At 74.9% G+C, this 18,403-nt stretch carries 18 protein-coding genes; 11 read left to right on the forward strand and 7 right to left on the reverse strand.

Annotation, left to right across the window (positions count from 1 at the left end):
- Positions 1 to 7: 7 nt before the first annotated feature.
- Positions 8 to 376 carry a DUF1330 domain-containing protein gene (locus DV20_RS36375; protein WP_043787895.1) on the reverse strand — a complete coding sequence of 123 codons (369 nt, stop codon included), beginning with the start codon at positions 374 to 376 and terminating at the stop codon, positions 8 to 10.
- Positions 377 to 447: 71 nt separating this feature from the next.
- Between DV20_RS36375 and DV20_RS36380 the strand changes: the two genes are divergently transcribed.
- Both DV20_RS36380 and DV20_RS36385 read left to right on the forward strand, forming a co-directional pair.
- The gene (locus tag DV20_RS36380) at positions 448 to 1,047 is read left to right on the forward strand and encodes a TetR/AcrR family transcriptional regulator (RefSeq protein WP_043787897.1); all 600 of its coding nucleotides are present in this window, start codon (positions 448 to 450) and stop codon (positions 1,045 to 1,047) included.
- 41 nt (positions 1,048 to 1,088) lie between these two features.
- The gene (locus DV20_RS36385; RefSeq protein ID WP_043787898.1) at positions 1,089 to 2,087 is read left to right on the forward strand and encodes a LacI family DNA-binding transcriptional regulator; all 999 of its coding nucleotides are present in this window, start codon (positions 1,089 to 1,091) and stop codon (positions 2,085 to 2,087) included.
- Positions 2,088 to 2,280: 193 nt separating this feature from the next.
- On the opposite strand, the gene DV20_RS36390 is transcribed toward DV20_RS36385, so the two are convergent.
- The 3 genes from DV20_RS36390 to DV20_RS36400 form a co-directional block, all read right to left on the reverse strand.
- Positions 2,281 to 3,291, reverse strand: coding sequence for a DUF5914 domain-containing protein (locus DV20_RS36390; protein WP_200876569.1), 1,011 nt, complete (start codon positions 3,289 to 3,291; stop codon positions 2,281 to 2,283).
- Between the two features lie 108 nt (positions 3,292 to 3,399).
- A complete protein-coding gene (locus DV20_RS36395; protein ID WP_043787900.1) occupies positions 3,400 to 4,293 on the reverse strand; it encodes a MerR family transcriptional regulator in 894 nt (297 codons plus the stop codon).
- Positions 4,294 to 4,593: 300 nt separating this feature from the next.
- A complete protein-coding gene (locus DV20_RS36400) occupies positions 4,594 to 5,484 on the reverse strand; it encodes a YhjD/YihY/BrkB family envelope integrity protein (RefSeq protein ID WP_235191095.1) in 891 nt (296 codons plus the stop codon).
- A 30-nt stretch (positions 5,485 to 5,514) separates the two neighbouring features.
- Here DV20_RS36400 and DV20_RS36405 point away from each other — a divergent pair, with 30 nt between their 5' ends.
- Positions 5,515 to 6,180, forward strand: coding sequence for a CDP-alcohol phosphatidyltransferase family protein (locus DV20_RS36405; protein WP_235191096.1), 666 nt, complete (start codon positions 5,515 to 5,517; stop codon positions 6,178 to 6,180).
- A 222-nt stretch (positions 6,181 to 6,402) separates the two neighbouring features.
- Here the strand turns inward: DV20_RS36405 and DV20_RS36410 are convergent, their stop codons facing one another.
- The 3 genes from DV20_RS36410 to DV20_RS36420 form a co-directional block, all read right to left on the reverse strand.
- On the reverse strand, positions 6,403 to 7,905 hold the full coding sequence (locus DV20_RS36410) for a phytoene desaturase family protein (protein ID WP_043787903.1): 1,503 nt from the start codon (positions 7,903 to 7,905) through the stop codon (positions 6,403 to 6,405).
- Positions 7,906 to 7,996: 91 nt separating this feature from the next.
- A complete protein-coding gene (locus tag DV20_RS47095) occupies positions 7,997 to 9,112 on the reverse strand; it encodes a glycosyltransferase (protein WP_043787904.1) in 1,116 nt (371 codons plus the stop codon).
- Positions 9,091 to 9,909, reverse strand: coding sequence for a carotenoid biosynthesis protein (locus DV20_RS36420; protein WP_043787986.1), 819 nt, complete (start codon positions 9,907 to 9,909; stop codon positions 9,091 to 9,093). The genes DV20_RS47095 and DV20_RS36420 overlap by 22 nt, the downstream gene beginning before the upstream one ends.
- Before the next feature lie 402 nt (positions 9,910 to 10,311).
- Between DV20_RS36420 and DV20_RS36425 the strand changes: the two genes are divergently transcribed.
- From DV20_RS36425 to DV20_RS36460, 8 genes are all read left to right on the forward strand, one after another.
- A complete protein-coding gene (locus tag DV20_RS36425) occupies positions 10,312 to 11,412 on the forward strand; it encodes a polyprenyl synthetase family protein (RefSeq protein ID WP_043787905.1) in 1,101 nt (366 codons plus the stop codon).
- Positions 11,413 to 11,794: 382 nt separating this feature from the next.
- Positions 11,795 to 13,270 (forward strand): phytoene desaturase family protein, encoded by a 1,476-nt coding sequence (gene crtI / locus DV20_RS36430; protein WP_043787906.1) that lies wholly within the window; start codon positions 11,795 to 11,797, stop codon positions 13,268 to 13,270.
- Positions 13,267 to 14,229: a phytoene/squalene synthase family protein gene (locus DV20_RS36435; protein ID WP_043787907.1), complete on the forward strand. Its 963-nt coding sequence runs from the start codon at positions 13,267 to 13,269 to the stop codon at positions 14,227 to 14,229. The genes crtI and DV20_RS36435 overlap by 4 nt, the downstream gene beginning before the upstream one ends.
- 1 nt (position 14,230) lies before the next feature.
- Complete coding sequence (locus DV20_RS36440; protein ID WP_043787908.1) at positions 14,231 to 14,572, forward strand: lycopene cyclase domain-containing protein; 342 nt, start codon at positions 14,231 to 14,233, stop codon at positions 14,570 to 14,572.
- A complete protein-coding gene (locus DV20_RS36445) occupies positions 14,569 to 14,889 on the forward strand; it encodes a lycopene cyclase domain-containing protein (protein WP_043787909.1) in 321 nt (106 codons plus the stop codon). Before DV20_RS36440 ends, DV20_RS36445 begins: the two co-directional genes overlap by 4 nt.
- Positions 14,886 to 15,617, forward strand: a complete 732-nt coding sequence (locus DV20_RS36450) for a class I SAM-dependent methyltransferase (RefSeq protein WP_043787910.1) — start codon at positions 14,886 to 14,888, stop codon at positions 15,615 to 15,617. The genes DV20_RS36445 and DV20_RS36450 overlap by 4 nt, the downstream gene beginning before the upstream one ends.
- Complete coding sequence (locus tag DV20_RS36455; protein ID WP_043787911.1) at positions 15,614 to 17,155, forward strand: NAD(P)/FAD-dependent oxidoreductase; 1,542 nt, start codon at positions 15,614 to 15,616, stop codon at positions 17,153 to 17,155. The genes DV20_RS36450 and DV20_RS36455 overlap by 4 nt, the downstream gene beginning before the upstream one ends.
- Positions 17,156 to 17,160: 5 nt before the next feature.
- Complete coding sequence (locus DV20_RS36460; protein ID WP_407638371.1) at positions 17,161 to 18,393, forward strand: NAD(P)/FAD-dependent oxidoreductase; 1,233 nt, start codon at positions 17,161 to 17,163, stop codon at positions 18,391 to 18,393.
- Positions 18,394 to 18,403: the final 10 nt, after the last annotated feature.

Genomic DNA, 18,403 nt, shown 5'->3' on the forward strand with positions numbered 1-18,403 from the left:
GCGGGCCTCAGCGGGCCACCGGCGTGGTCGGCTGCAGCACCGATTCCACCAGCGCTTCGGTGCGCAGGTGGCTGATCGCCTGGTAGTCGGGGTCGCGGACCATGGCCGCGAAGGCCCGCCGGTCCGGGTAGCGGACCAGCGCCACCATGTCCCAGGCCTGTCCGTCGTCCGCGACGAGGGCCGGGCCGCCGTGGCCGAGGTACTCCACCCGCAGGCCGTAGCGGGCGTTGAGCCCGCGGCGAAGGGCTTCGGCGTAGCGCTGGTAGCTCTCGCGGCCGCCGTCCGGGCGGAAGCGCAGCAGATTGAGCATGACGACCGGGCCGCCGGGGTCGTCGGCGAGCAGGGCGTCGAGTGCACGGTCTTCGATTTCGATCATCGGAACCTCCTGGCGCCACACTACACATACTTGTTGTTCGACACGCAAGTTAGTTTGCTAGGCTTCCGCTCATGCCCACCGCACGCCGCACCCAGCGGGAACGCCGCGACCAGGCCGAAGCCGCCCTCCTGACCGCCGCCGCCGAACTCGTCGTCGAGCAGGGCGTCCGTTCGCTGACGCTCGCCCGCGTCGGGGAACGCGCCGGCTACAGCCGCGGCATCGTCACCCACCACTTCGGCGGGAAGCAGGCGCTGGTCGAACGGCTGGCGCGGGCCACGCAGGCCGGGTTCGTCCCGGGCCTGGACGACCTGCCGCCCGGCCTCGACCGCCTGCTGCGGCTGATCGACGGCTACCTCGGCGAGCTCGGCCGGATCGGCGTCTTCAACCAGGCTTTCCTGCTGCTGTGGGCAGAAGCCGCCACCCAGCCGGAGCTGGCCCCGATCTTCCGCGAGCGCGACGCCGCCTTCCGCGCCGACCTGCGCGAAGACGTCGAGGCCGGCATCGCGGACGGCAGCATCGACGCCGGCGTCGATGCCGGCGAGGTCGCGACCGCCGTCGTCGGCCAGCTGCGCGGGATCGCGCTGCAGCGGCTGCTCGACCCGGAGAGCACCGACACCGAGGCGCTGCGCCGGAGCGTCACCCGGCACTGGCGCCGCGCCCTCGGGCGGTGACCCCTAGGCTCGGCGTCCCAGGCGCGGAGGGAGGTGACGGCGTGCCCGAACGCGGTCGGCTGCCGCGCGTCAAGCGCGTGACGATCGAGGACGTGGCCCGGGAAGCCGGCGTGGGACGGCAGACGGTTTCGCGGGCCCTGCGCGACCTGCCGGAGATCGCGCCGGGCACCCGCGAGCGCGTACTGGCGGCGGCGACCCGGCTGGGCTACCGGCCGAGCGCGCTGGCGAAGGGCATGCGCACCCAGCGGTCGGACGTCATCGCGCTGATCGTCTCCGACATCGCGAACCCGTTCTACCCGGCCGTGGCCCGCGGGGTGTACGACGCGGCGGAGGCGGCCGGGTGCAGTGTCGTGCTGTACAACACCGACGCCGACCCGGACCGGGAACGCGACGCCGTCGAGGACGCGCTGGCCCGGTCCGCGCGCGGGGTCGCCGGCTTCTTCTACGGCCTCCCCGACGACGTCCTCGCCGGCTACGCGCGCTCGGTCCCGCTGGTGGTCGCCGACCGCGCGCTGCCGGCGGAGGTGGCGGCCTCGGTGAGCAACGACTTCGCGACCGGCACGACGGCGGCCGTCGCACTGCTGGCGCGGCGGCCGGACGCCTGCCTCGGCATGCTGGACAGCTCGGTCGGCGTCGCGGTCGACGAACGGCGAGCGGCCTTCGTCGCCGCGTGCGCGGCGCGGGGCTTCGGCGACGTCTCGGGCCGGATCGTCCAGGGCCCGCCGACCATCCCGGGCGGGACGGAAGCGGCCCGCCGGCTGCTTTCGGCGTGGCCCGAGGTCAACGGGATCTTCGCGTTCAACGACCTGATGGGCATCGGGGCGGTGCAGGCGGTCCTCGCGCGCGGCGGCGCGGTGCCACGGGACTGCGCGGTGGTGGGCTTCGACGACCTGGAGATGTCGGCCTACCTCGACCCGCCGCTCAGCACGGTCCGCATCGACAAGTACGAGCACGGCCAGGCCCTGGTCCGGGCGCTGCTGGCGGACACCGCCGACCGGATCTCGCTGCCGGTTTCGCTGATCGCCCGCGCGACCACCTGAACCGACGGGCGCACCGGCCGCGGCCGAGCCACCCCCGCGCGCCGCGCCCTGGCCCCCTCGACCGGCTGCGGGTCGTCGACGACGAAGCCGTGCACCGGTGGCAGGACCTGATCGAGGCCACAGGCGCGCGAGCCGCGCTGTCGCTGTCGGCCTTGCGCTGCACCGACCGGATCCGGTAGGCGACGCCGTCGGATCAGCGGTGGTCCCCCCGCAACGCGTAACGCCGCTCGGCGTACCCGAGATCGTCCCGCCACAACCGGGCGGCGGCGCGGCGCATGAGCGGCCGCAACGCCGGCGCCATGCGGGCCGCCTTGGCGAACCCCGGCCGGTCGGACGCGGCGATCGTCGCCTCGATCACCGCCGTGCGGGGGCGGCCGTCGGGGCCCGGGCCGAGCGGGGTGGCGTGGGTTTCCACCACGCTGCCGGTGCCCTCACCGTCCACAATGGTCATCAGCACCGTCCGGGGGCCCGGGCAGGTGAACTCGGCGACCACCGGGACCCCGATCCGCCCGGCCAGCCGGAACGTCACCTCGACGACGAACTTGTCCTCGTCCTCCGCCACGTCGACGCCCTGCGGCGCCGAAAGCACGCTCAACCGCGCGAACGAATACGGGTGGAACCACGCGCCGTGCCAGGGGTCCAGGCGGTTGGCGACGACGTCTTCGGGCTCGCAGACCCCGGCCAGCGTCGCCACGGCGTCGACCGTCGTCCCGCCCGGGCGTTCGGGCACGATCGGCCGGTCCGTCGGCTGTTCGCCGCCGATCCGGTCGAGGCGGACCCACGCCAGGACGCCGTCGTCGTGGGACGGCAACGCCGTCCAGCCGGGACGGCCCGCGCCGACGCGCAGACCGTGCCAGCGGCAGACCAGCTCGCCGCAGTGCACGCGCGCCTGGTCCAGCGGCGCGCCGAGGTGGGGGCACGCGCCCGGGCCGACGAGCAGCCCGCCGCCCGGCCCGCGCCACGCGACCAGCTCGCGGCCGCCCACGCGCACCCCGAACGGCCGGTCGGCGCGGATGTCCCGGGCGGCGGCGAAGACGAACCAGTTGCCCGACGCGCGCGCACCCGCCCGCTTGACCGCCGCTTCGATCAGCGCGGGGCTGCAGCCGGCGTAGGTGGGTTCCTGACGAGCCCACGCCGGCTCCCGGAACGGCTGCACCGGCCACCGCGCCGGCCAGCGCTCGATCACCTGCCGCTTGAGGTCCACCGGACACGCTCCCGCCTGCCACGGCCGGCCGAAGCGACCGGCACGCGAGTCATCCTCGGGCATCTGGAGCGATTCCGCAACGCTTTGCCGGGGCACCCCGGCCCGGGTTCACGCCTTCAGGCGTTCGGTGGCCAGGTCGAGCGCCGCGGCGAGGTCGTTGACCCAGGGGACGTCCCGTTCGGTGCGGTTCTCCCAGCCCGGGCCCGCGGTGGCGACGTCGAACCCGCGCCGCCGCAGCCGCTGGACCAGCAGGTCGTCGACGGTGTTGGCGGACATCGACCACAGGAACACCACGACCGGGTCGAGCTTGGCGGCGATGGCGATCGTCGTCTCGGCGGGCACCATCTGGCCCAGGTAGACCGCCGGGATGCCGACCTCCACCATCGCGGCCCGCAGCACCTCCATCGGCAGGCTGTGCCGCTCCTCCGGCCCGCAGGCCAGCAGCACCACCCGCCCGGGCGGGGTGTTGGCGAACCCGGCGCTGTAGCGCTGCAGGGCGAGGGAGATCTCGCCGGTCAGCGCCCATTCGGACTCGAAGCAGACGTCGCCGCGCAGCCAGCGGCCACCGAGGTGGCGCAGCACGGGGACGAGCACCTCGGTCCACGACGCGGCCGCGCCGAGCGCGTCCAGCGTCTCGTCCAGCAGTGCGGCCAGCGACGCGAATTCGAGGCTCTCCGCGGCCCGCTCGAGCTCCTCGATGTGCCGGTCGACGGAGACTTCGGGGACCGCGTCGTCGGCGCCGGAGAACGCCGCCGCGGCGGCTTCCCTGGCCCGCATACCGCGTTCGATGAGCCGCTGCATGTACTGCAGCCGGCGGACGTCGGCGTCGGAGTACCGCCGGTGCCGCCCGTCGTCGCGCAGCGTCGGGCCGACCCCGTAGCGCGCGGCCCAGGTCCGCAGCGTCACCGGCGAGACGCCGAGCAGCTCGGCGACCTTGCCGGGCGTCCACGAACCCCCGGCCCGGGGGCCGTCGTGACCACCACTCACCGCGTCGACGTCCATCAACACCACGTTCCCACACGCCGGGGACGTCCGCCGATGCGGTCACCGCGGGGTGACGCCCGGCGGAGCAGCCGGCGACCGGCCCTGTCCGCATCAACGGATACGGCATCGGACGCCGGTCCGACACTCCCGGCACCCCGGAAGCACGCCGCGAAAGGGCCTTTGTGACTCAAATCATAGTTTATCCGAGGCTGAACCGGTCCGGCGGCCGATTCGGCCCTCGATCCGGCGGCGAGACGGCCGATGATGGCCCGATCGAATCGCTTGTGCAACGCTTCAGGGTGACCGTAATCGTCTGACTCAATGGACCTGACCGGACGCGGGGGAACGCGTCGGTGTCTTGCTCGCTTCGGCATCGATTCCACCGGCACCCAGCTGGGTGCGTTCAGCACTGAGGGTCAGGCGGTACCCCAGCAGGAGCAGCACGTGGAGCAGGTAGAGCCACAGGATCAAGGCGGAGACCGCGCCGACCACCACCAGGCCGCCGAACGGCACGCTCCAGTCCAGCGGGATGGCCAGGAAGAGGAGGAACCCGTGGAAGAACCCCGCGAGCACGGCGGCCACGGCGAACGCGCCCGCCACCAGCGGCCCGCGGCGCACGCCGCGCGGGGCACTGCCGGCGAACACGATCGCGGTCACCGAGGCGATGATCAGCCAGTCGATGTGGAACGACAGCGTGATGCCCCAGAACGTCGGCCAGCCGCCGCGCGTGTAGAGGCCGGCCACCGTGTCGGCGGTGGCCAGCGGCGCGATCGCCAGGGTCGGGCTGAGGACGAGGACGGGCACGAACATCAGCCGTCCCCGCCAGCCGACGAGGGCGCCGGCGGGCTGCCCGGCGACCTGGACGAGGCCGCGCAGCAGGCCTTCGCCGTAGAAGGTGGCCGGCAGCAGGGTGACCAGCAGCGCGGTCCACGGCGTGCCGAGCGCGGCCGTGGTCAGGGCACTCAGCGCCGGTCCCGGCCCGTGGGGGTCGGGCAGCGCGTCGGCCCAGCGCGAAACGCCGTGGCGGACGAACTCCGGCGACCCGAGGAAGGCGGCACCCCGCAGGGCGACGAGCGCCAGCGGGACGACGGCCAGCACGGCGAAGAAGGTGACCCCGGCGGCCCAGAGGGACAGGTCCCGGCCCCGGAGTTCCCGCCCGGCGTCCCGCAGGACGACACCCGCCCGCCGGATCACCTCCCGGGCGCTCACGCCGGCGCCCCCGGGCACGAGGACGACGGGGTGGCCGGCTGGTCCCGGGTGCACGAGCACGACGTGTCGGGCAGCGCGCTCGCGGTCGGCTGGCTGCGGGCGATCCACCTGCTGGCCCGGCCGGTGCTGGGCGTGCCACCCGACGTGCTGACGGCCTGCGGCGTGCTGAGCGCCCTGGCGGCGATCTGGCTGACCGCCCTGGGCGGCGACGCGCTGTGGGCGGCACTGGCGGCCATCGTGGCGACGGGGGTGTTCGACGGCCTGGACGGAGCGGTGGCCCTGCGCACCGGCCGTGCCCGCCCCCTGGGCGCGGTCCTCGACGCGGCTTCGGACCGGTTGACGGAGCTGTGTTTCGTCGCGGTCCTGCTGGTACTGGGCGCCCCGGCGGCGTGGTGCGCGGCGATGGCGGCGGCGTTGCTGCTGCACGAGTACGTCCGCGCCCGAGCCCAGGTGGCGGGCATGCGCGGAGCGGGCGCGATCACGGTGTCGGAGCGCCCGACCCGCCTGGTGGTGACGGCGGTGGCGGTCACAGGGGCGGCACTGGCCCCGGCGGGCACGCCGTGGACGGGCTGGCCGTGGGGCACGACCTGCGCGGTCGTGGGGACGGGGCTGTCACTCATCGGATTGGCCCATCTCGGGGTGGGGGTGGCGCTGGCGTTGGGGAGGAACGGGCGGGCGGGACGGGATTCGGGGTGAGGCGCCGGTCGCTCGGTCGGTGGCCGGCGGTCGCTCGGAGGCCGGTGCTCGCCCGTTGACCGCCGCTCCCCCGGCAGCCACCCGCGCGACGAGCCCCGCCGGCCCGCCCCGTAGCAGCGCGGCCGATGGCAGCCCACCACCAGGCGGGCGGCCCACCAGCGCGGAACCACCCGGGCACCACGCTCGACCACAGCAGGTCCCAGCGGCCGCTGGCCGTGCCGGTCATCGCCCCAGTCCGTCTCGCGCCGGTGGTCCCACCAGGTCCGCCACGATCTCCGCCGACATCGCCACCAGCGGGAGCCCGCCGCCGGGGTGCGCCGATCCGCCGGCCAGGTACAGCCCCGGTACCGGGGTCGCGTTCGCCGGGCGCAGGAGGGCCGCGCGGGGGCCGTTCGACGAGGCGCCGTAGATCGCTCCGCCCGGCGCACCCGTGTCGCGTTCCAGGTCGGCCGGGGTGCGGATTTCGCGCCACAGCACCCGGTCGCGCACATCCAGTCCGCGGGCGGCGAGGATTTCGAGCACCCGGTCCGCGTAGGCCTCCGCCCGCCCCGGCAGCCTCCAGTCGACGCCGGCCGCCGGGTCGTGGCGGGGGGCGTTCACCAGCACGAACCAGGATTCGCAGCCCGGTGGGTGCAGCCGCGGGTCGTCGGGGGCGCAGATGTAGACCGTCGGGTCGTCGACCGGCCGGGGCGCACGGCCGAAGATCGCGTCGAATTCGGCGTCGTAGCGGGCCGGGAACAGGACGCGGTGGTGGCTGGGGTCCGGCGTCCGGCCGCGCAGGGCGAGCAGCAGCACGAACCCCGCCAGCGACGGCTGCGTCCGCCGCAGGGCGCGCCGCGGCCGTCGGGTGCGGGGGTCGTCGAGCAGGTCGTCGTAGACGTGCGCCGCGTCCGCGTTGGCGACGACGGTCGAGGCGGCGAGCCGTTCGCCGTCCGCCAACCGGACCCCGCGGACGCCCGCCGGGCCGGTTTCGATCGCGGTGACCTCGGTGCTCGTCCGGATCTCGACGCCCAGGGCGACGAGCCGGTCCACCAGGGCGTCGCCCAGCCGGCGCAGGCCGCCCCGGACGTGCCAGGCGCCGAACTCCTGCTCCACGAACGGAACCACGCTCAGCACGGCGGGCAGCCGGCGCGGGTCGGAGCCGGTGTAGGTCGCGTAGCGGTCCAGGAGCATCCGGGCGCGCGGGTCGCTCAGCCGGCGGCGGCCGATCCCCCGCAGGGTGCGCCACGGCGCGATCGCCATGAGGTCGCGGACGCCCGTGGCGTGCTTGAGCAGGTCCCCGGTGCCGTTGAGCGGGCGGCGCAGCACGGGCTCGCCGACCAGGCCCCAGAGCCGCTCGGCGTCGCGCATCAGCCGGCGCCACTCTTCGCCGGCACCGCCGCCGAAGGCCGCTTCGAGCGCGTCCGGCACCGAAGCGCGCTTGTGGGGGACGGCCAGTTCGGTGCCGTCGGCGAACCGGTACCGGCAGGCGGGATCGACCGGCACGATGTCGACGAGCTCGTCGAGGTCGGCGCCGGTGGCCGCGAAGAGGTCGCGGTAGACCGAGGGCAGGGTGAGCAGCGACGGACCGGTGTCGAAGGTGAAGCCGTCCCGGGTGCGGGTGCCGAGCTTGCCGCCGCAGCAGGCCGAGCGTTCGAGCACGGTCACCCGGTGCCCGGCGGCGGCGAGCCGGGCGGCGGACGCCAGGCCGCCCATGCCACCCCCGACCACCACGACGGCGCTCACGCGGCGCCCCCGCCCGGCAGCAAGCGCTCCACCGCAAGCGCCCGAAGCCGAGCCACGCACGCGAGCCCACCCTCAACCGCCGCGACGGTCCTCACCTCGCTCCCCCGCCCACCGCACGTCCCTTCCACACCAGCCGCCCCCTCGCGCGCGCCCACCACGAGCGGGCGATCAACCACGTCAGTGCCAGTACCGACACCGGGTGGGCCAGGCTGTCCGGCCACACCCGCCCGCCGGTCCGCCGGGCCGACACCACCCGGGTGGCCACGCCCGCCGCGTACCCCACCAGGCCCGCCCGCGAACCGCCCAGTGCCGCCACCGCCGGGATCACCCACACGAACAGGAACAGCCCGGCGATCGCCGCCGCCGCCGGGGGTGAGCCCGTTGCCGACCACAGGGACTTCGTGTAGCCCTCGCGCAGCTGGGGCCACGTCGCGTACATCCGGCACTCCGCGACCCGGCTGCCGTCGGCGACCACTCCCCGGCCGCCCGCTCGCTTCACCGCGCGCATCAAGGCGATGTCGTCCAGCACTTCGCCCTCGACCGCCGCGAAGCCGCCGCACTTGCGCAGCATCGCCGCGTCGATGACGAAGAACTGGCCGTTCGCGGCGGCCAGCGACGGCCTCGGTGACGTCTCGGCGAGCCGCAGCGGCAGCAGGACCAGCCACGACCACTGCAGCAGCGGCTGCACCAGCCGCGCGCCCAGCCCTTCGGCGCGCTGGCGCGGGAACGGCGACACCGCGTCGAGATCCGCTTCGCGCAGCAGGGAAACCGCGGCCGCGACGGCGTCGGGTGCCAGCACGACGTCGGCGTCGACGCACACCAGCACGCTGCCCCGCGCCCGCTGGGCGAGCTGGTGGCACGCGTGCGGCTTCCCGAGCGTCCCCGGCGGCGGTTCGGTGCCGGTCAGCAGCGTCACCCGCGGCCCGGCGACCCGGCGGACCACGTCCGCCGTGCCGTCGGTGGAACAGTCGTCCAGCACCAGGATTTCGACGTCGTCGAGGCCGCGCTGCGCCAGCAGGGACCGCAGGGCCGGAGCGACGCGGTCCGCCTCGTCGCGCAGCGGCAGCAGGATCGACACGGCCTCGCGGCAGCGGGCCGGCCCCTCGCGCGGCGCACGGACGATCCGCGCGTTGTACGCCGCGTGCGCGGCACCGGCGACGGCCAGCGCGGCGGCGGCGCGCACCATCAAGCGGACACGCGAGCCCATCGGAATCCCTTCCCCAGCCGGATCGCGAACGGCACGGCCACCGCGCCCATGAGAACCCCTCCGGCGACGGCCACCCACGGCCGGCCGAAGAACGCGAAGTGCGCCCATACCGACGAAAACCACGTCCAGAGGTACAGCGCCGGTCCCGGACCGGCGGCCGGGCCCGGGATCGGGTCCGACGGCCGGGGCACCCAGTGGTGCAGCGCGGCCTGGATGACGACGGCGACCAGCAGCCAGCCCGCGAAGTTCGTCACCGGGATGCCGTCCACCAGCGGCAGCGACGGCTCGGGCGACGCCCAGATCCAGTACCCCTCGTCCACCATCTGCGGGTCGAGGAAGACGTCCCACGCCGCCAGGGCGCACGCGGCCACCGCGACCACGCCGGCCGGCTTCACGGCCAGCGCGCGCCCGGCCAGCAGCGCCGGCCACGCCATCATCAGCCAGGCGAGCGGGACGATGCCCGGCACCCCGGCGACGGGCCAGCCGAGCAGATCGGTGTATTCGTAGCGCCCGAACGGAAATCCGGTGTGCAGGCCCGCCACCTCGGCCAGCAGCCCGCCGCCGCCGGCGACGGCCGCCAGCGTGACCGCCGCCCGCGCCCCGCAGCGGGACCACGCGTCGGCGAGCGACGCGGCCGCGAAGCACAGCACGGTGAGCACGGTCAACGGCGTGCGGCCGCCCGGGTCGGTCACCGAGTACAGGATCTGGCAGAGCACCGTCGCCGCGGCGCAGAGCCACGCGGCCAGTGCGGGCGGGGCGGGGCGGAGACGGGTGAATGCGGCGGTCCGCGAAACCATCACCGGAGCAGAATAGACCGGATACGAATGCCGCGTCCTCCTTGGACTGAATTTCCCGACCACACCGTAAATTGATGTTTACCCCGGCCGGAAAAGGGAACAATGGCACGACGAACACCCGGCGACGCCCAGTTGTGGGCGGGGCGCCGCCGGGTGCGGGGCCCGCGGCCGAGGGGTGGCGCGGCGGGCCCGCCGGGGCGGCGTGTGGCATCGCCGTCCCGTCCACAGGGAGGTCACTTCCGATGCAGCACCGATCCATCCTGCCGCGCAACCTTCGGCTACCGCTCGACACCTCGAGCGGTTTCGGCGGAGTTGCCGGTGTTCACCGGGTTCAAGTAGACAAGCTACACCACATGTGAAACGGTTGCGAATCGAATGGGCCGACAGTGGGAGGGGCGCCGGATGACCGCGACCATGACGACCGGGGTGACCCCGGTGACCGACGCGCTCGCCGAGCGGCTGGACGCGCTGGGCCGCCGCTGCCTCGCCGAAGCACACGGATTCGTGAGCGAGCGGGCGAAAGAGCACTTTTCCGGGCGCAGCGAGGGAGCGCTTGCCGAAACCGCGGTTCCGGAGTTCGTGGCGGGCGGAAAATGCCTCCGTCCGCTTTTTGCGTACGTGGGGTGGCGGTGCGGGCAACCGGATTCCGACGCCGCGATCCGGGCGGCCGCCGCGTTGGAACTGCTGCACTGCTTCGCCCTGGTCCAGGACGACGTGATGGACGGCTCGCAGCTGCGCCGGGGCCGCACCGCGCTGCACGTCCGGTTCGCCCGGTGGCACGAGGAGCAGGGCTGGGCGGGCTCGGCCCCGCGGTTCGGCGAGTCCGCCGCGATCCTGTTCGGCGATCTGTTCCTGGTGTGGTCGGAGCAGATGCTGCGCGAAAGCGGGCTGCCGGCGGAGCAGCTCGCGCGGGGCTGGCCGCACTACGACGCGATGCGGGCCGAGCTGGCTGTCGGCCAGCTCGGCGACCTGGTGAACGACGCGCGCGCCCTGCCCGCGTGGGACACGCTGCTCGACGTGCTGCGCCGCAAGTCCGGCAACTACACCGTCCGGCGGCCGCTGGAGTTCGGGGCGGCGCTGGCGGGCTGCGGCCCGGAACTCCTGGCCGGGCTGGGCGAGTTCGGCGGCCTGGTGGGCGAGGCGTTCCAGCTGCGCGACGACCTGCTCGGCGTGTTCGGCGACCCGGCGGTCACGGGCAAGCCGGCCGGCCAGGACCTGCGCGAGCGCAAGGCGTCGAGCGTGGTGGTGCTGGCCGCGGCGATGGCCGACCGGCGCCGTCGGGCCGAGTTCGCCGAGCTGCTCGCGCTGGAGACGGTGGACGACGAGGCGGTCGAGCGCTGGCGGGAGCTGATCGTGGCCACCGGCGCCCGCGAGCGCATGGGCGAGCTGATCACCGAGCGCGCCGACAAGGCCCTGGCGGCGATCGACCCGGCGGTGGTCCCGCGCCACGCCGGCGACCTGCTCGCCACGCTCGCGGCCCGCTGCACGGAGCGGGACCGATGAGCGGCACCGGGCCACTCGCGGCGCTCACCCCCGCCGCACACCGCCGGCCGGTGCGCACCGGCCTGGGCCGGCTCAGGCGGCGGTTCGCCGGACCACGCCTGCGCGAACGCGCCGGGCAGACCCTCGCCGCCGCTTGCCGCCCGGGACACGCGGCGGGACCGATGCGGAGCCGCCCGGTCCGAACCGCAGCCACCGAAACACTCGCCCCCACTCGCCGCCCCGCACACGCAGCAGAACCACTGCGGAGCCACCCCATCCGAACCGCAGCCACCGGAACACACGCCCCCACTCGCCGCCCCGCACACGCAACAGGACCACTGCAGGGCCACCCCATCCGAACCGCAGCCACCGGAACACTCGCCGCCGCCCCGGAGCGTGTCCGATGAAGACCGTGCCGGGCCCCGTGAACCGCGTCGTCGTCGTGGGCGCCGGGCTCTCCGGTCTCGCCGCGGCCCTGCACCTCGCCGGGCGGGGCCGGGAGGTCACCGTCCTCGAACGCGGTCCCGGTCCCGGTGGCCGCGCCGGACGCGTCGACAAGCACGGCTACCTGCTCGACACCGGGCCCACCGTGCTCACCATGCCGTCGATCCTGAGCGACACCTTCGCCGCCGTCGGGGCCGAGCTCGCCACCGAACTCCCCCTGACCCGGCTCGATCCCGCCTACGTCGCCCGGTTCGCCGACGGCAGCTCGCTGCCCGTGCACACCGACGCGGCCGCCATGACCGACGCCGTCCGCGACTTCGCGGGCCCGGCCGAGGCCGCCGGCTACACGCGCCTGCGGGACTGGCTGACCCGGCTCTACCGGGCCGAATTCGGCCGGTTCATCGACGCCAACATCGACTCCCCGCTCGGCATGCTCCGCCCGGACCTGGCCCGGCTCGTCGCACTGGGCGGCTTCCGGCGGCTCGACGGCCAGGTCGGCCGCTTCCTGCGCGACGAGCGCCTCAAGCGGGTCTTCACCTTCCAGGCGCTGTACGCGGGCGAATCGCCGATGCACGCGCTGGCCCTGTACGCGGTGATCTCCTACATGGACACCGTCGGCGGCGTGTACTTCCCGCCGGGCGGCATCGCGGCCCTGCCGCAGGCGCTCGCCCGCGTCGCCGCCGACGCCGGCGTCAAGTTCGGCTACGGCGAGGCCGTGACCGAGCTCGAACGCGCCGGGTCGCGGGTCACCGCCGTCCGCACCGCCTCCGGCGCCCGCCACCCGTGCGACGCCGTCGTCCTCACCACCGAACTGCCCGAGAGCTACCGGCTGCTCGGCCGGCACCCGCGCCGGCCGGTCGCGCTGCGGGCCGCGCCGTCCGCGCTCGTCGTGCACGCCGGTGGCCCCGCCACGCAGCCCGAGGTCGCGCACCACACCATCTCCTTCGGGCACGGGTGGCGCTCGACCTTCGACGAGCTCATCACCCAGGGGAGGCGGATGAGCGATCCGTCGCTGCTGATCACGCGCCCGACCGCGTCCGACCCCGGGCTCGCCCCGCCCGGCCGCCAGCTCTACTCCGTGCTCGCCCCGGTGCCCAACCTCGACCGCGGCCCCGCGGACTGGGCGGCCGACACGGGACCCTACGCGGAAGAGGTCCTCGACGTGGCCCGCACCCGGCTGCTCCCCGGCTTCGAGCCGGAGTTCACCCACGTCATCGGCCCGGCCGAATGGGCGGCCCGCGGCCTGGTCGCCGGGACGCCGTTCAGCTACGCCCACTCGTTCGGGCAGACCGGGCCGTTCCGCCCGCGCAACCTCCCCCGCGGGACCGACAACGTCGTCCTGGCCGGCGGCGCCACCGTGCCGGGCGTGGGGGTGCCGACCGTGCTCATCTCCGGCAGACTGGCTGCCGACCGGATCACCGGAGGGACCCGATGACCCGACGCGAACTCGACGCCGCCGGCATCCGCGAGCCCGGGCTGCGCGCGGCCTACACGTGGTGCCGCGAGCTCAACGCCCGCCACGGCCGCACGTACTTCCTCGCGACGCGGATGCTGACCCCGGCGCAGCGGCCGGCCATCCACGCGCTCTACGGCTTCGCCCGCTGGCTCGACGACATCGTCGACGAACCGGACGACGACGCCACGCCCGCCACGCTCGACGCCCGCCTGCAGGAGGTCGAAAAGCACTTCCTCGCCGACCTCGACGCCGGCGTGAGCGACGACCCGCTGCTGACGGCGGTGATCGACACGGCGGCCCGCTACACGCTGGCCAAGGCGTACTTCGAGGCGTTCTTCACCTCGATGCGGATGGACCTCACCGTCGACGGCTACGCCACCCGCGAGGAGCTCGACACCTACGTGCACGGCTCGGCCGAGGTGATCGGCCTGCAGGTGCTGCCGGTGCTCGGCACCGTCGCCCCGCGCGAGGAGGCCGAGCCGCGGGCCGCCGCGCTCGGCAAGGCCTTCCAGCTGACCAACTTCCTGCGCGACGTCGCCGAGGACCTCGAGCGCGGCCGCGTCTACCTGCCCGCCGACGAACTGGCCGCGCACGGCGTCGACCGCGACCGGCTGGCGTGGTGCGCCCGGGCGGGCCGGGCCGACCGGGCGGTCCGGGCCGCGATCCGCGACCAGATCGCGGTCACCCGCGCGATCTACGCCGAGGCGCGGCCGGGCATCGCGATGCTGCACCCGGTCTCCCGCCCGTGCGTGGCGACGGCGGCGACGCTGTACGGGGGCATCCTCGGCCGCATCGAGGACGCCGGCCACGACGTCTTCGCCGGGCGCGCGGCGGTTCCCCGCCGGCAGCGGCTGGCCGTGGCGTGCGGGGCGGTCGCGCGGACGCAGTGGGCCCGGCGGCGCCACCGCGCGCCCGCGCTCCCGATGGCGGTGGGCTGACGTGGGCCAGGCCGAATACCTCGTCGTGCTGGCCGCGTGCGTGCTCGTCACGCTGCCGCTGGAAATCGCGGGCGCGCGCGTCTACCGGCAGCCCCGGCGCCTGGCCCGCGCGGTGCTGCCGGTCGCGCTGGTGTTCCTCGTCTGGGACGCGCTCGCGATCGCCGCCGGGGTCTGGGACTACGCCCCGGAGCACGTCACCGGCATCCGCGCCCCCTTCGCCGTGCCGCTGGAGGAAATCCTGTTCTTCGTGGTGATCCCGATCTGCGGGGTGCTGACCTACGAGATCGTCCAGCTCACCCTCGCGGTGCTCCGGCGGCTCACCCGGCAGGAGGTGCGCCGGTGATCCCGTGGGGCTACACCGTGCCCGCGGTCGCCGCGGTGGCCGTGGTCGTGCTGGCCGAGCTCTTCCTGCTGCGCACGGGACTGTTCCGCCGGCCCGCGTACTGGATCACGATCGTCATCGTGACCGCGTTCCAGATCCCGGTGGACGGCTGGCTCACCAAGCTTTCCGACCCGATCGTGCGCTACGCCCCGCAGCACATCACGAACTGGCGCTTCCCGTGGGACATCCCGGTCGAAGACTTCCTCTTCGGCTTCGCGCTCGTGACGGCGGTGCTGCTCGTGTGGGAACGAACCGGCTCCCGGGAGGAGCGAGCATGAACGCGATGGCGAAGGACGGCCTCCCCCGCGGTGCCGTGCCGTCGGCCTTCGACACCGAAGCGCGGTGGTACGACCGGCTGGTCGGCGCCAACCCGGGCTACCACGAGCACCTCCGGCTCTCGGCGCGGCGGCTGGAGCTGCCGGGAGACGGGACGGGCCTGCGGCTGCTGGACGCCGGCTGCGGCACCGGCGCGTCGACGGCGGCGCTGGTGTCCGCCGTGCCCGGGGCGGAGGTCACCGCCTTCGACGCCTCCGGGGAGATGCTCGCGCAGGCACGGGCCAAGCAGTGGCCGGACGGCGTCACCTTCGTCCACACGCCGGTCGAGGAGCTCGACGGCATCTCGGGCCCGTTCGACGGGATCCTGGCCGCGTACCTGCTGCGCAACCTCACCGAGCCGACCCGGCAGCTGCGGCGGCTGCGCGGGCTGCTGCGCCCCGGCGGCCGCATCGCGGTGCACGAGTACTCGGTCCGGGATTCGCGGCGGGCCCGGTGGGTGTGGAACGCGGTCTGCGCGGGCGTGATCATCCCGCTCGGGAAGGTCACCACCGGCGACGCGACCCTCTACCGCCACCTGCGCCGCAGCGTCCTGGAATTCGACGGGATCGCCGCGCTCGCCGCGCGGCTCGCCGACGCCGGCTTCACCGACGTCCGCACCACCACGATGCCCGGCTGGCAGCACGGCATCGTCCACACCGTCCTCGGCACCAACCCGCAGGAGCACCCGTGACACGCCCCCTCGGCACCGACCGCCGGATCGAGACGCGGCCGGCCCCGCCCGGCCTGACCGACGCCGGGCTGCTGGGCCGCCGCCCGACCGCGGCGGTCGTCGGCGGCGGCATCGCCGGCCTCACCGCGGCCACCGGGCTGGCCGAGCGGGGCGTCACGGTGACGCTGTTCGAACGGGACGCGCACCTGGGCGGGCGCGTCGGCGGCTGGGCCGACCGGCTGCCGGACGGCACCCCGGTGACCATGAGCCGCGGTTTCCACGCGTTCTTCCGCCAGTACTACAACCTGCGCGCGCTGCTCATGCGCACCGATCCCCGGCTCGACCGGCTGACCCCGCTGGCCGACTACCCGCTGCTGGACGCCCAGGGCCGCACCGACACCTTCGCCGGTCTCCCCCGGACGCCGCCGTGGAACGCGCTGGCGTTCGCCTGGCGCAGCCCGACCTTCACCCCGCGGGACCTGGTGCGCATCAACGGCCGCGGCGCCCTGCCGCTGGCGACGGTCAGCGTCCCGGAGACCTACCACCGGCTCGACGGCACCGACGCGGCGAGTTTCCTCGACGCGATCAACTTCCCCGACGCGGCCAAGCACCTGGCGTTCGAGGTGTTCTCGCGCAGCTTCTTCGCCGATCCGCGCGAGCTGTCCGCGGCGGAACTGGCGACCATGTTCCACCTGTACTTCCTCGGCTCCAGCGAAGGCCTGGTCTTCGACGTGCCCACCGAGCCGTTCCCGCAGGCGCTGTGGAACCCCCTGGCCGGGTACCTGGCCGATCGCCGGGTGACGATCCGGACCGGCACGGCGGTGGCGTCGCTGGAGCGCACGTCCGACGGCTTCGCGGTCACGACGGCGGAGGACACGGCGCGGTTCGACTCGGTCGTGCTCGCCTGTGACGTGCGGGGGCTGCGCGAGATCGTCGCCACGTCCCCGGGCGTCGGCACGCCCGAATGGCGGGCGGCCGTGGCCGGGTTGCGCACGGCACCGCCGTTCCTCGTCCGCCGTCTCTGGCTCAACCGGCCCGTCGACCGCGCCCGGCCGCCGTTCCTCGGCACCGGGAGCGTGCCGCCGCTGGACAACATCAGCCTGCTCGACCGCTACGAAGGCGAAGCGCGGCGGTGGGCGGCCCGCACCGGGGGCTCGGTCGTGGAGCTGCACGCGTACGCGGCCACCACCGACGACCGCGAGACGCTGGTGAAGGCCGTGGACGACCGGCTGCACGCGATCTACCCGGAGACCCTCGGCGCGCGCGTCACCGCGTCGATTTCCCTGTGGCGCGAGGACTGCCCGCTGTTCGGGCTGGGCGACTTCGCCCGCCGCCCGGCGGTCGTGACGCCGGACCCGGCGCTGGCCCTGGCCGGCGACGGCGTCCGGATCGACCTGCCGGTCGCGCTGATGGAACGGGCGGCCACCACCGGCTGGGCCGCGGCCAACGCGCTGCTGGCGGGCTGGGGACTCGCCGGGCACCCCGTGCGTTCGGTGCCCAACCGCGGCCGCATCGGCCTGCTCAACCGGCTGGCCGCGTCGAAGCGCTTCAGCGGGTGAGCGGGATGCACGAAGCCGTCGTCGTCGGGGCGGGCCTCGCCGGGCTGGCCGCCGCCGTCACCCTGCACCGGGCCGGAGTGCCGTGCGTGGTCCTGGAGGCCGCGGACGACGTCGGCGGGCGCGTGCGCACCGACGTCGTCGACGGCTTCCGGCTCGACCGCGGGTTCCAGGTCCTCAACCCCGCCTATCCGGCGATCCGGCGCCTGGCCGACGTCGACGCCCTCGACCTCGGCCGGTACTGGCGCGCGGTCCGGGTCGCCGACGACGACCGCGTCTCGCTGCTGGGCAATCCCCTCGACACGCCCAAGGCACTGCGCGACATCGCCGCCCGCCGGTATCTGTCGGCGAAGGACCTCGCCGCGCTCGGCACGCTCTCCGCCCGGGTCGCCGCGGGGCCGGCCCAAGCCGTCATCGATCGCGACGACCGCACCACGCTGGCCGAACTGCACCGCGCCGGCGTGTCGGCGCGCGCGGTGGAAACCGTGCTGCGGCCGTTCCTCTCCGGGGTGTTCCTGGAACGCGAGCTGACCACTTCGGCCCGGTTCTTCCAGCTGGTGTGGCGCAGTTTCCTGCGGTCGGCCCCGTCGCTGCCGTCGCTCGGCATGGGCGAGCTCCCGCGGCAGCTCGCCCGCACGCTGCCGACGTCGGCGGTCCACCTGAGCACACCGGTCGACGAGGTCCGCCCGGGCCGCGTCCGCACGGCGGACGGCGGGACCTGGACGGCCCGCGCGGTGGTCGTCGCGACGGACGGCTCCACGGCCGCCCGGCTCACCGGCGTCGCGGAGCCGCGCTGGAACAGCGGAACGACGTGGTACTTCGCGCCACCGCGATCACCGTTGCGCGAACCGGTGATCGTGATCGACGCGCGCGGCGGGCCGGTGGTCAACACGAGTGTGGTGAGCGAGGTGTGCCCGGCGTACGCGCCGCCGGGAGCGGCGCTGGTGAGCGCGTCGGCCTTGACGGCGCTGCCGGAGGACGAGGTGCGCCGGGCGCTGGGCCGGATGTACCGCACGGACGCGACGCGGTGGCCGCTGGTCGCCCGGTACGAGATCACCCGCGGGCTGCCGTCGATGCCGCCGCCGCACGAGCTGCGGCTCGACGTTCGGCTGGGCGACGGACTGTACGTGTGTGGCGACCACCGGGACACCAGCTCGCTCCAAGGCGCCTTGGCGTCGGGCACCCGGGCGGCGCGCGCGGTGCTCGCCGACCTCGGCCGGTCGAAGCCGGCGGCCCCCTGAGCACGTCCCG

This window comes from Amycolatopsis rifamycinica (assembly GCF_000695625.1).
Taxonomy (GTDB): Bacteria; Actinomycetota; Actinomycetes; order Mycobacteriales; family Pseudonocardiaceae; genus Amycolatopsis; species Amycolatopsis rifamycinica.

Bases quoted from the DNA above. Each gene is read 5' to 3' on its own strand.
- DV20_RS36435 (WP_043787907.1), top strand. From the start codon at position 13,267: ATGACCCGACGCGAACTCGACGCCGCCGGCATCCGCGAGCCCGGGCTG.
- DV20_RS36380 (WP_043787897.1), top strand. From the start codon at position 448: ATGCCCACCGCACGCCGCACCCAGCGGGAACGCCGCGACCAGGCCGAA.
- DV20_RS36420 (WP_043787986.1), bottom strand. From the start codon at position 9,909: ATGGTTTCGCGGACCGCCGCATTCACCCGTCTCCGCCCCGCCCCGCCC.
- DV20_RS36450 (WP_043787910.1), top strand. From the start codon at position 14,886: ATGAACGCGATGGCGAAGGACGGCCTCCCCCGCGGTGCCGTGCCGTCG.
- DV20_RS36375 (WP_043787895.1), bottom strand. From the start codon at position 376: ATGATCGAAATCGAAGACCGTGCACTCGACGCCCTGCTCGCCGACGAC.
- DV20_RS36395 (WP_043787900.1), bottom strand. From the start codon at position 4,293: ATGGACGTCGACGCGGTGAGTGGTGGTCACGACGGCCCCCGGGCCGGG.
- crtI (WP_043787906.1), top strand. From the start codon at position 11,795: ATGAAGACCGTGCCGGGCCCCGTGAACCGCGTCGTCGTCGTGGGCGCC.
- DV20_RS36460 (WP_407638371.1), top strand. From the start codon at position 17,161: ATGCACGAAGCCGTCGTCGTCGGGGCGGGCCTCGCCGGGCTGGCCGCC.
- DV20_RS47095 (WP_043787904.1), bottom strand. From the start codon at position 9,112: ATGGGCTCGCGTGTCCGCTTGATGGTGCGCGCCGCCGCCGCGCTGGCC.
- DV20_RS36425 (WP_043787905.1), top strand. From the start codon at position 10,312: ATGACCGCGACCATGACGACCGGGGTGACCCCGGTGACCGACGCGCTC.